This is a genomic window from Deinococcus arcticus (genome assembly GCF_003028415.1).
GTDB classification, from domain to species: domain Bacteria; phylum Deinococcota; class Deinococci; order Deinococcales; family Deinococcaceae; genus Deinococcus; species Deinococcus arcticus.
On sequence record NZ_PYSV01000001.1, the window covers coordinates 1 to 11,621 of the forward strand.

The following is an 11,621-nucleotide window of genomic DNA, read 5'->3' on the forward strand; positions in this document are numbered from 1 at the left end:
GCTTCGCGCTGCGTGGGCCGGTTGAAGACGTGATCCAACTGGGTGCAGTAGGTCTCCAGTGGATCAGGCACCACACGATCCTGGCTCATGGCCCAGTGTGCGCTTTCGACCAGTCAACGGACTACCAATATGTGACCCTGCAAGAAAGCAACGCCATGGCCACGGTGGACCTGACGCGCGGCGAAATCGTGGCCCTGAAATCGCTGGGGTACAAGAACCATGCCCTGGCGGCCAACGCCTTTGACGCCAGCGACAGGGACGGCGGCGTGAACCTGAAGCCCTGGCCGGTGCTGGGCGCGTACATGCCCGACGCCATCGCCAGCATCTCGGTGGGGGGCCGCACCTACCTGCTCACCGCCAATGAAGGCGACACCCGTGATTACGGCGCGGCCTATCTGGACGAGGTGAAGGTCTCGGCCCTGACGCTGGACGCGGCGGCGTTTCCCAATGGGGCCGCGCTGAAAGCCGACGCCGCGCTGGGGCGCCTGGTCGTCAGCAAGCCCGACGCCGACACCGATGGGGACGGCGACGCCGACCGGTTGGTGGCTTTTGGTGCCCGCAGCCTGAGCGTCTGGAACGCCGACCTGGAGCTGGTGGCCGACACCGGCAGCCTCTTTGAAGCCAAAACCGCCGAGCTGAGTGCTTCCAGCTTTAACAGTAGCGGCACCGCCAGCACCTTCGACACCCGCAGCGACAACAAAGGCCCAGAGCCCGAAGGCGTGGCCACGGGCGTGGTGGCGGGCCGCACGCTGGCCTTCGTGGGCCTGGAGCGCACGGGCGGCCTCATGGTGCTGGACGTGAGCACGCCCGCCGCCCCGGCCTTCGTGGATTACCGCCACACAGTGACCCCTGCGGCTGACCCCAGAAGTGGCCTGGCGGGCGACCTCGCCCCCGAAGGGCTGCTGTTCATTCCGGCTGCCGACAGCCCCAGCGGCAAGGCCCTGCTCGTCGCCAGCCACGAGGTCAGCGGCAGCGTGACCGTGTATGCCGTGGAAGACAGCGGCAATCTGACCCTGGCGGGCCGCTACCAGGCCAGCCCGTACACCTACGACGCGGGCGTGGCGGAAATCAGCGCCTACGACAAGGGCAGCAAGCAACTGTTTGTGGTGAACGGGGCCACTGGCAGCCTGGACATTCTGACCCTGGCCGACGTGGCCCAGCCCCGGTTCGTGAAGTCGGTCAGCCTGAGCGCGTACGGCCGCAGTGCCAACAGTGTGGCGGTGTCTAATGGCGTGGTGGCGGTGGCCGTGGAGGCAATCACCAAGACCGACCCGGGCAAGGTGGCCTTTCTCAACCCCGACGGCACCGAGCGCGCCCCCGCCATTGCTGTGGGCGCCCAGCCCGACATGCTGACCTTCTCGCCGGACGGCAAGCTCCTGCTGGTGGCGAACGAGGGCGAACCCAGCGCCGATTACAGCGTGGACCCAGCCGGGAGCGTGAGCATCATCAACGTGAGTAAAGCCCTGGCGGCGCGCTAAACGTGAGCAAGGGGGGGCCGGGGCAGGATGCCTCGCTCCTTTATGACGGCGAGAACGAGGCTTTTTCCACCTTCCCCTCCGGGTGGCAGAGAGTGAAGGTGCCCGGCGTGTTCAGCCGCATTCTCCGGGCTCGCCCTTCACCAACCTGGCCTGGGTTTTTCACCGCTGCCCCGGCTTACTGCTGCGCTGCGTAGTCCATGTAGGCATTCACCTGCGGCGTGAAAAACAGCGCCAGGGCGAAGAGGATGGGCAGCAGGCCAAACAGCACGGCCCCACCCAGCAGCATCTGCACGCCCGCCCCCAGCAGGAGCAGGCACAGCACCAGCCGCGCCCAGGCTTTGCCCTGGTAGACCTGCCAGCACAGCCAGAGTTCAAGGCCAAAGCGGGCCAGCGCCAGCACATTCAATGTCCCCAGCACCAGCCCAGCCAGCAGGCCCAGCACAGACGAGGCCAGAAGGAGGCCCAGGATGAGCGCGGTCACGCGCCACCCGGCCTGAATGGACGCAGCGGATGTGGTCATGGCCCCAGGCTAGGGGTCGGTCATACGCCTCGCAGGCTCATCTGCCCACCCCGCCACTAGGGGCGTCTGCGCATTTCGGCGCAGTTCACGCCTTCTGGGCTCTGCTAGCCTGACCGGCGTGCCCACGCTCATCGCTGCTTCCAACATCACCGTGCGCTACGGCGAACGGGTGGTGCTGGACAGCGTGTCGCTGAGCGTCACGGACGGCGAACGGGTGGCTCTGCTGGGTCGCAACGGGGCGGGCAAGACCACCCTGCTGCGCGTGCTGACCGGCGAACTGGTCCCCGAGGACGGCGAGGTCTGGCGGGAAGGGGGCCTGCGCACAGCGGTGCTGGCCCAGCACCACGCGCACCCGCCCGGCCTCTCGGTGCAGGCGCTCTTGGACGCCGCGCACCCCTACCGGGAACTAGAGGAGGAGCTGCTGGTGCTGGAGGCCAACCTGGGTGACCCCGACGCCCTGGCCGCCTGGAGTGCTCTGCACGCCCGCCTGGACGAGGCCGACGCTTTCCGCTGGCCGTCGCGCGTGGCCCGGGTGCTGGGGATGCTGGACCTCACGCGGTTTCGTGACCGAGAGGCCGCCACGCTCTCGGGCGGCGAGAAGACCCGCCTGGCCCTCGCGCTGGCCCTGGCCCGCGAACCGGACCTGCTCATTCTGGACGAGCCCACCAACCACCTCGACATTCGCATGCGCGAGTGGCTGGAAGGCTATCTGCGCGACTTCCGGGGCGGCGTGCTGCTGACCAGCCACGACCGCGATTTTCTGGATGCCGTGGCCACCCGCAGCCTGTGGCTGGAAGGCGGCCAGGGCGTGGGCTACCCCGGCGGCTACTCCCGCGCCCGCGCCGTGCGCGAACTCGAACGCCGCACCCAGACCCGCGCCGCCCGGCTGGGCGAACAGGAAGCTGCGCGGCTGGCCGGCAGTGTTGAGACCCTGGACCGCTGGGGCCGCCGCTCGCGCGCCCTGAAAACCCGCGCCGAGCGGGTGGCTGTTCCCGAAGCCCCACTCCCCGAACGTCAGATTCGCATGCGCCTGCTGTCGGGCACGGCCCGCGCGCCGCTGGTGGCCTGGGGCCAGCACCTGTCCAAGACCTACGGCGAGCGCGTGGTGCTGGGGAACGCGGCCTTCCGCCTGCGTCAGGGCGACCGCGTGGCCCTGATGGGCGCCAACGGCACCGGCAAAACCACCCTGATGCGCCTGCTGGCCGGAGAACTGCACCCCGACCCACCCCAGGCTGACCCCCTGACTGGCGAGCGCGGCCCCGAACCCGTGTTGCGGCTGGCCAACGGCGTCACGGTGGCCAGCCTGGACCAGACCTGGCACGGCCTGACCCCCGGCGAGGGGCTGCACGCGCAGTTCGAGCGCCGCTTTGGACGGCAGGCGAACAGTCTGCTGGGCCGCGCGGGCTTTGGCGCCGCCGACTGGCCCAAATCCCCCGAAGACCTCTCGGGTGGGGAACGGGCACGAGCTGGTTTGGCGCTGGTCAGTGGGCTGCGGGCCGACCTGCTGCTGCTGGACGAGCCCACCAACCACCTGGATGTCGAGGTCCTGCAGGCCCTGGAAGGCGCAGTGCAGGCCTACGGGGGCGCCGTGGTCATCGTGACCCACGACCGCCGCTTTGCCCGCGAGGTCGCCACCCGCCTGTGGGTTATTGAGGACAGTGTGCTGCGCGAGGTGGGGGGCTGGGGCAGCTGCGAGTACCTGGACCCGGCGGCCACCTTGCAGGGCGACCCGCCGCCGCCCCCACCCCCGCCCACGCCCCGGCAGCGCCTGCCTGGGCTGGAGGCGCAGCTGGGGACCATCCGCGCCGAGCTGGACCGTCCCCCCGGCACCCTGACCGGCCGCGAGGAAGCCCGCCTGCGGGCCCAGGCCCACGCGCTGCAGCAGACGCTGTATGGCCTGTATGCCCAGGTCTGGGAAGCCCCCCAGTACGACGCCCAGGTGCGCGAGCCGCCGCTGACCGTGCGCGCCCAGCGACTGGGTGAGGACGGCGGCATGTTCTGGGCCGCCCACAACGAGGGCTGCGCGCACCTTGCCTGGGACGGCTACACCCTGCGCTGGAACGGTGAGCCGCCCGCGTGGTACGGCGCCGCGCTGCTGGGCGGGACGCTGCGCATTCTTTTTGAGCACTGGAATGTGGGCCGCGTGGAACTGGGAGACGACGGCCTGCGGCTGACCCGCCGCGCCTATTTCGAGCGGCTGGGGCTGATCCAGCGGCGCTCCGGGGCAGAGGAGCCGGGCACAGGCTAAAACCCGGCATTTTCGGGAAATGCTCTATACTTCCGCGCATGGAAGATCTCATCAAGGGCCGCCTCGGCGGAGCGGACGGCTACGGCATCCGCTGCGTCATTGACGGCGACACCATCAAGGGCCGCGCGGGCGGCAAGCTGCACGGCAAGGACATCAACCTCGAAATCACCGAGCGCGGCGTGCAGGGCAGCGTCGGCGCCGATTCCGTGAAGATTGAACTGCAGGACGGCGAGCTGAAGGGCAACGTGGGCGCCCAGAACCTCACGCTGCGCGGCGTGGACCGCGTGACCGGCTACATGGGCGAGCCCATCGTGGGCTGGAACGTGGTGGCGCAGCAGACCGGCGAGAAACTGGTGGGCCAGCTGGGCAGCACCGTGCTGGGCCGCCCCTTCGAGCTGGACCTGGGCAGCGCCCCCGGCTGGGTGGGCACCCTGGTCGCCGTGGTGGCCTTTTACGCCCTGGAACCCCGCGCCAACGTCAGCGTCAGCCGCTAAACACCGCTGCTGCTGAGCCGCCCGCTTCGGCTGGGCGGCTTTTTTTATTGCTGTCGTCCCATGTAATCTACATTCCTTGACAAGAATATTCCAAAAATGGCATACTGAGGTCATCAAAAGGGGTGGCCAAGCAGATGTGAACACGCAAACTTTTCAGGCGCTGGCGGACCCGCACCGCCTCCAGATGGTGGAATTGCTGCGGGGGGCGCCGCTGACCGTGGGTGAACTTGCCGCCCGCCTTGACCTCAAGCAGCCGCAGGCGTCCAAGCACCTGCGCGTCCTGAGCGACGCCGGACTGATTGAGCTGCGCCCGCAGGCCAATCGCCGCATCTGTCACCTACGCCCAGAACCATTTCAGGACCTGGATGACTGGTTGGCCACCTTTCAGGAGTTGTGGAAAGAGCGCTTTGACCGGCTGGACGATTATCTTCGGCAACTTCAGACCCCCGCCCCTTCAGATGACCCAGGAGAGACCCCATGACCAGCGCTGCCCTCACCCTGACCCACCGCATCGAAAACGACACGCAACTCGTGCTGGAACGCACCTTCGCGGCGCCGCCCGAACTGGTCTTTGCCGCCTTCACCCAGCCCGACCACCTGCGCCAGTGGTGGGGGCCACGCGGCTGGACACTGACCCACTGCGCGGTGGACCTGCGCCCCGGTGGCCGCTGGCACTACTGCATGAAGTGCGAGGATAAGAACCAGGGCGACTTCTACGGCATGGAGTCGTGGGGCCTGGGCATTTACGACGAGATTGACGCGCCGGGTCGCCTGGTCTACACCGACTACTTTTCGGATGCCGAGGGCACCATCAATGACCAGATGCCCGCCACCCAGAGCATTCTGACCTTTGAGGACGTGGGCGGGAAAACGCGCGTGGTCAGCCGCTCGGTGTACAGCACGCCCGAAGCCCTGAAGACCGTCATGGACATGGGCATGCTCCAGGGCATCACCGAAACGTGGGAGCGGCTGGCCGAGCATCTGGCAGGGCAGGGCGAGTAAGCGCCACAGCAAGGAAAGAGCCGCTCCCGGTGCGTGGAGGCGGCTCTTTCGGTTGTGGGGTGGACCTCTTTCCTGAGTTCCTCAAGAGGAGAGGGTCAAAACATGACGTCCCTAGCGGCTTCCTGACTGTTGCTTGAGGCGGCGGCATCGCGGCCTTGAGCCATCTGCCATCCGCCTAATTCAGTGCTCCGGTCTGGAAGCTAAACGCACTCCCGTCGTAATCCACCGTCAGGCTACTGCTGTCCGGCACGTGGCCCTGCAGAATCTCACGGGCCAGGGGCGTTTCAAGCTCGCGGCTGATGGCGCGGCGCAGCGGGCGGGCGCCAAAAGCGGGGTCGTACCCCACTTCGGCCAGGCGGTCCTTGGCGGCGGGCGTCAGGTGCAGGCTGATGCGGCGTTCTGCAAGGCGCTTGGTCAGGCCGCGCATCTGAATGTCCACAATTTTGTGCAGGTCGGCGGCCGTCAGCGCGTCAAACACGATGATGTCGTCCACGCGGTTCAGGAACTCGGGGCGGAAGTGGCCCTGCAATTCACCCATCACCGCGTCGCGGATGCTGGCGGACTCCTCGCCCCGGTGCTGCATTTCCAGAATCAGGGGGCTGCCGATGTTGCTGGTCAGGATAATCAGCGTGTTGCGGAAGTCCACCGTGCGGCCCTGGCCGTCAGTCAGGCGGCCGTCGTCCAGCACCTGCAGCAGCACGTTGAACACGTCGGGGTGCGCCTTTTCAATCTCGTCGAACAGCAGCACCGCGTAGGGGCGCCGGCGCACAGCCTCGGTCAGCTGGCCACCTTCCTCGAAACCCACGTAGCCGGGAGGGGCGCCAATCAGGCGCGCCACCGTGTGCTTTTCCATGTACTCGGACATGTCAATGCGCACCATCGCGTCCTGGCTGTCAAACAGGAACTCGGCCAGAGCCTTGGCTAGCTCGGTCTTGCCCACCCCGGTTGGCCCCAGGAACATGAAGCTGCCCAGCGGGCGGCCAGGGTCGCTCAGACCTGCGCGGCTGCGGCGAATGGCGTCAGCCACGCTGACGATGGCGCGGTCCTGGCCAATCACGCGGCCATGCAGCTGTTCTTCCAGCTTCAGCAGCTTCTCGCGCTCGCCTTCCATCAGTTTGTTCACCGGAATGCCGGTCCAGCGGCTGACCACTGAGGCGATGTCCTCCTCGGTCACCTGGGTGTGGGCAAACTCGGCGCCCTTGAGCTTCTGCTCTAAGTCATGCACCTCTTTTTCCAACTGCGGCAGCTTGCCGTATTCCAGCTCGGCGGCACGCTGCAGGTCATAGTCGCGCTTGGCCCGGTCCATGTCGGTGCGCACCTGATCCAGTGCCTCGCGCTTTTCACGCAGGGCGGCGACCTCCTGCCGCTCGCCTTCCCAGCGGGCGCGCACATCGCTCAGCTCGTCGGTCAGGCCTTTCAGGGCGCCCTCAATATCCAGCAGGCGGTTCTGACTGTCCTGGTCTTTTTCTCGCCTCAGGGCCTCGCGCTCGATTTCCAGTTGCAGCTTGCGGCGCTCCAGCTGGTCAATGCGCTCGGGGCTGCTTTCCAGGGCCATGCGCAACCGTGCGGCCGACTCGTCAATCAGGTCAATGGCCTTGTCAGGCAGCTGCCGGTCCGTGATGTAGCGGTGAGACAGCTGGGCGGCGGCCACCAGCGCTGGGTCGGTGATTTCGACGTTGTGATGGACCTGATACCGCTCCTTGATCCCGCGCAGGATGGAAATGGTGTCTTCCACACTGGGCTCGTCCACAAAGACGGGCTGAAAGCGGCGTTCCAGGGCGGGGTCTTTCTCGATCTCGCGGTATTCGCTGAGGGTGGTCGCGCCAATCAGGTGCAGTTCGCCGCGCGCCAGGGCGGGCTTGAGCATGTTGCCGGCGTCGGGGCTACCCTCGGTCTTGCCGGCGCCCACAATCGTATGAATCTCGTCCACGAACAGGACGATCTCGCCCTCGGACGCAATGACCTCGTCAATGACGCCCTTCAGGCGTTCCTCAAATTCACCCCGGAACTTGGCGCCGGCCAGCAGGCTGCCCATTTCCAGGCTGACGATGCGCTTGTCCTTCAGACCATCGGGCACGTCGCCCTTCACGATGCGGATGGCCAGGCCCTCGGCAATGGCGGTTTTCCCCACGCCGGGCTCGCCGATCAGCACCGGGTTGTTCTTCGTGCGGCGCAGCAGAATCTGCATGGCGCGGCGAATCTCCTCGTCGCGGCCAATCACGGGGTCAAACTTGCCGTCCCTGGCGCGCTGGGTCAGGTCGGTGCCGTACTTCGCCAGGGCGTCAAACTGCTGTTCACTGGTCTTGTTGGTCACGGTTTTTCCTTTGCGCTGTTCGGTCACGGCGCGGTTCAGGTCAGCTTCAGCCGGCAGGCCCCTGCCCCGGTACTCGCCGCGCAGGGCCAGCAGCAGGGTGTCGGCCGCCACAAACGAGTCGCCCATTTGCCCCGCCAGTGTGTCGGCGGCGCGAAAGGCGCGCGCCAGCGCGGGGTCCAGGTACAGGTTCTCGCCGCCGCCCTGCACGCGGGGCAACTTGCTCAGCTCGGCGTCCAGGGCTTCACGAATGGCACTCAGGTTGCCGCCCGCCAGCGTCAGGGCGCGGGCGGCGGTGTCATTGTCTGTCAGGGCGCGCAGCAGGTGCGCGGGGGTCAGGTTCTGGTGGTTGCTGTTTTGTGCCAGCGTTTGCGCGGTCTGGAGGGCCTGCAGACTGGCTTCGGTAAAACGTTCGGGATTCAAAGGGGAACCTCCGGGAAAGATAGGTGGTGGGTCAACTGGACCCATTCTGAAACTTGAGTGCAGTTATGTCAAGTTTATTGCGGCTTGAAAAACGTGGCTGGGATTGCAAGGGTACGCCCCTGCGCCCAGCCGCAACGGCCACGCAACGCTGCCACGGCCATGATGAAGCTGTCCGATCACGCCCCAGTCACGCCCGGCGGCTTACCGTGACCCCACCACAGGAGGTTTCCTCATGAACCACACCCCCGCTGTTCTTGCCCTGCTCGCTCTCTCGTCGCTGGCCCTGTCGGCCCTCGCCGCTGCCCAGAAAACCACCGTCACCATCGGCGGCCAGCCGGTCAGCCTGGACACCGTGAAGGTGGGCGGACGCACTTACGTGGCGCTGGACCAGCTGCAAAAGGCCCTTACAGCAGCGGGCGGGGCCGGGCCGCTGGGCGCCGCCGAGGGCTGCCTGAATGAATGGCTGTTCAACGGCACCTGGCGTCTGCGGGCCACCGCCGTGAAGTACGTGCCGGACGCGGGCAACGGCAACTCTTACGGCTGGGTGGTGACCACCGAGATCCGCAATGGGGGCAAGCAGGCCCTGAGCTTTTACCGCACGGGCATCGAAAAGGGCATCGGCGTGGCGCTGAAAAACGGCGATTTCAAGGCGCTGGGCCTCAGCGGGCTGGCCTCGGCATTTAACGACCGCATGATGACGGACCTGTCCCCTGGCGCGGGCGTACTGATGGACCTGCCCTTCTCCTGGCAGGGCGGAAACCCCACCAACGCCGAATTGCAGGCCAACCCCCCCGTCAAGTTGATTGTGCCGGTGGATGTCAGCGCCTTGCGCCGGGGCGGCAGCACCCTGTACAAAACCGTGAATTATGCCAGGGACCCCAGTTTCCGCGTGAACCTCACCTGCAAGGGATAGAGAGGCAGAAAGCGCGCGCGGCCTAATGGGGAACAGGCCGCGCGCGCTCTTCACTCTCCTGCCCGCCTAGCGCGAGAGGATGTAGTTCAGGCCGGTGGCCGGGTCCATCACATGCAGGGCGCCGTCAAAGCCCACGATCAGCTGGGTGCTGCCGGGAATGGGGTACAGGGTGGCGCTGCTGGCGCGGCCCTTGCTCAGCGGCGTGCCCTTGGGGGGCTCAATCAGGGTGCGGTCGCCCGTGGCGGGGTCAATGCGCACCAGGGCAAAGGGCTCGGCCGATACCTGGGCCTGGGTGGTGTACAGCGCGCCGCCGCTGTAGACCAGCGCGCTGCCAATGTGCGCCGCGCCCTGGCCCTTCTTGAAGACCTGCGCGCCCGCCTGATCGGTCTGGCCGGAAATCAGGCGGCGCTCGCCCGTCTTCATGTCCACGCTGACCACGATGTAGTTGGGGTTGGGCCCGCCTGAGGCGTACAGGGTGGTGCCGTTGACTGCGAAATCCCCGAAGATGGGCCCGGTGCCGGCCAGGCTGCTGGTCCAGGGAATGCCGCTGCCCTGCACGTTGTCGCCGCTCACGTCGAAGCGCGAGACGGAGGTGCAGCGGTAGTCGTTCTTCGCGTCCAGCTTGAACAGCGCAAAGCCTGAGCCAATGGGGCTGTTGCTGCCCATCATGTAGACGTTGCCCTCGGCGTCAGTGGCCATATAGGTGTGCGGCAGCGCCGGAGTTACGGCCTTGGGGTCCAGCTGGGTGCAGAAGTAGCCGTTGCCGGGCGCGGTGGGCTGCGGGGCCGGTGCAGGCGCGGGCGCCGCTGGCCTGGGACCGCCCAGCAGCCCGCCCAGCAGGCCGCCCACATTCACGTTGCCGATGGGCGTGGAGACGGTGGTGTTGGGCACAGACACACCGGGCGCACTGGGGGCCGCGCCGCCGGTCTGGGCCGGGCGGCGCGGATCGGCGTACTTGAGTTCCACCGTGTCGCGCACGCGGGTGTCACCCGCCGTGGTGGGGGTCCACAGCAGGGTGCGGTCGCCGGTGCGGGGGTCAATGCGAATCAACTGCCCGGTGTGGGCCAGCAGCGAGCCGTCGGGCAGGGGCTGCACGTCGTAAATATTGCCCAGCGTGTACAGATCCAGCGTGTCGCGGTCGCCCTGCACCTTCACGCCCTTGCCCACCTTCTCCATCGTGTTCAGGTAGCCGCTGACCACCCGTCGGTTGCCGGTGTTCAGGTCCACGGCCATCACCACGCCAAAGGGGTCGGTGTTGCGCAGGGTTTCCAGGGCCAGATACAGCGTCTGGCCATCGGCCGAAACGAAGCCGCCGCGGAATTGCTCGGCGCCGCCCTGGTAGAAGGTCGAGCCGCTGCCGATGGCCCCCACGCCGTCGGGGGCACTTTTGGCCACGCAGCGCGCGTTGGCGCTGTCCCTGGTGCAGTCAATCATGGTGGGCAGGGCGTGGGCCTGGGGGGCCAGCAGGGTCAGGGCGGCAGTCAGGGCAAACAATCGGTTCATGGGCACTCCTGAAAAAGCACCGCCCGGAAGCGGTGAAGGGATAGTGGCGCAGCTGGCTCAGGCTGGGCTGGCCGCTCCGGAGTGTAGAGCGTGAAGTTTTTCGCGCTTGCCAGACCTGCGGTTGACTTTCCCGTGTCCCGTCAGGTAGAGCGCCCCTCGCGGTGATCCCAGGAAAGGGGAAGGGCCGATCTGCACGCAGCAGATCGGCCCCAGTGAACGGCGAAGTCCGGGTCAGACGGACGGCCGTCCATGTCCGGAACATCCAGAAAAGAACTGGATGTGCCCCGCCTTCGGCTGGGGGCGGTCCAATGCCCGGACATCCGCCTCTGTTCCTGATCTGCTCCGCCGCTCTGCGCGTTCCTCCGGTCGGAAACATTCCGTCATGGATGACGGCATTGTTCGGAACTCGTATCAGTTGCAGCGGGGGAAAGGTGGCCTCGCCCAGGCCGGCTGGCTGTTCCAGAAAGCTGAGGGTGCTGGCTCTCAGGTCGGTGACGGCCATATGCGAGATCATCAGCGGTGTGGGCAGGGGGCTGCCGCGCACGCGAAACTGCGCCCAGTGCAGCGCCAGTGCGTCGTCCGGCAGCTAGGCCCTCACATATCACCACTCCATTGGAGAAGGGTGCGGGCCATCGTCCGTTGCGCTGGGCAGCGTGGCCGGATCAACGGCCACCTGAACGGGCGTGCAGGCGCCCAGCAGCAGGGCCGTGAACAGGGGCAGCAGGCTAT

Annotated in this window: 9 protein-coding genes; 6 read left to right on the top strand and 3 right to left on the bottom strand. The window is 67.0% G+C overall.

What is annotated here, in order from left to right; translation table 11 throughout:
• Window positions 1-95: 95 nt before the first annotated feature.
• Window positions 96-1,478: a choice-of-anchor I family protein gene (locus C8263_RS00005; RefSeq protein WP_269845082.1), complete on the top strand. Its 1,383-nt coding sequence runs from the start codon at window positions 96-98 to the stop codon at window positions 1,476-1,478.
• A 175-nt stretch (window positions 1,479-1,653) separates the two neighbouring features.
• Here the strand turns inward: C8263_RS00005 and C8263_RS00010 are convergent, their stop codons facing one another.
• The gene (locus tag C8263_RS00010) at window positions 1,654-1,998 is read right to left on the bottom strand and encodes a hypothetical protein (RefSeq protein ID WP_107136054.1); all 345 of its coding nucleotides are present in this window, start codon (window positions 1,996-1,998) and stop codon (window positions 1,654-1,656) included.
• Between the two features lie 118 nt (window positions 1,999-2,116).
• Between C8263_RS00010 and C8263_RS00015 the strand changes: the two genes are divergently transcribed.
• From C8263_RS00015 to C8263_RS00030, 4 genes are all read left to right on the top strand, one after another.
• A complete protein-coding gene (locus tag C8263_RS00015) occupies window positions 2,117-4,246 on the top strand; it encodes an ABC-F family ATP-binding cassette domain-containing protein (RefSeq protein ID WP_107136055.1) in 2,130 nt (709 codons plus the stop codon).
• Window positions 4,247-4,284: 38 nt separating this feature from the next.
• Complete coding sequence (locus tag C8263_RS00020) at window positions 4,285-4,740, top strand: hypothetical protein (protein WP_107136056.1); 456 nt, start codon at window positions 4,285-4,287, stop codon at window positions 4,738-4,740.
• A 136-nt stretch (window positions 4,741-4,876) separates the two neighbouring features.
• Window positions 4,877-5,221: an ArsR/SmtB family transcription factor gene (locus C8263_RS00025; RefSeq protein WP_107136057.1), complete on the top strand. Its 345-nt coding sequence runs from the start codon at window positions 4,877-4,879 to the stop codon at window positions 5,219-5,221.
• Window positions 5,218-5,742: an SRPBCC domain-containing protein gene (locus C8263_RS00030; protein ID WP_107136058.1), complete on the top strand. Its 525-nt coding sequence runs from the start codon at window positions 5,218-5,220 to the stop codon at window positions 5,740-5,742. Before C8263_RS00025 ends, C8263_RS00030 begins: the two co-directional genes overlap by 4 nt.
• Window positions 5,743-5,917: 175 nt before the next feature.
• Here C8263_RS00030 and clpB read toward each other — a convergent pair whose 3' ends face one another.
• Window positions 5,918-8,476: an ATP-dependent chaperone ClpB gene (gene clpB, locus C8263_RS00035; RefSeq protein ID WP_199188247.1), complete on the bottom strand. Its 2,559-nt coding sequence runs from the start codon at window positions 8,474-8,476 to the stop codon at window positions 5,918-5,920.
• Between the two features lie 232 nt (window positions 8,477-8,708).
• Between clpB and C8263_RS00040 the strand changes: the two genes are divergently transcribed.
• A complete protein-coding gene (locus C8263_RS00040) occupies window positions 8,709-9,389 on the top strand; it encodes a hypothetical protein (RefSeq protein WP_107136060.1) in 681 nt (226 codons plus the stop codon).
• Window positions 9,390-9,455: 66 nt separating this feature from the next.
• Here C8263_RS00040 and C8263_RS00045 read toward each other — a convergent pair whose 3' ends face one another.
• Complete coding sequence (locus C8263_RS00045; RefSeq protein ID WP_107136061.1) at window positions 9,456-10,892, bottom strand: hypothetical protein; 1,437 nt, start codon at window positions 10,890-10,892, stop codon at window positions 9,456-9,458.
• Window positions 10,893-11,621 lie beyond the last annotated feature (729 nt).

Excerpts from the sequence above, each read along its gene's own strand:
- C8263_RS00010 (WP_107136054.1), bottom strand. The coding sequence starts at position 1,998 with ATGACCACATCCGCTGCGTCCATTCAGGCCGGGTGGCGCGTGACCGCG.
- C8263_RS00020 (WP_107136056.1), top strand. The coding sequence starts at position 4,285 with ATGGAAGATCTCATCAAGGGCCGCCTCGGCGGAGCGGACGGCTACGGC.
- C8263_RS00030 (WP_107136058.1), top strand. The coding sequence starts at position 5,218 with ATGACCAGCGCTGCCCTCACCCTGACCCACCGCATCGAAAACGACACG.
- C8263_RS00040 (WP_107136060.1), top strand. The coding sequence starts at position 8,709 with ATGAACCACACCCCCGCTGTTCTTGCCCTGCTCGCTCTCTCGTCGCTG.
- C8263_RS00045 (WP_107136061.1), bottom strand. The coding sequence starts at position 10,892 with ATGAACCGATTGTTTGCCCTGACTGCCGCCCTGACCCTGCTGGCCCCC.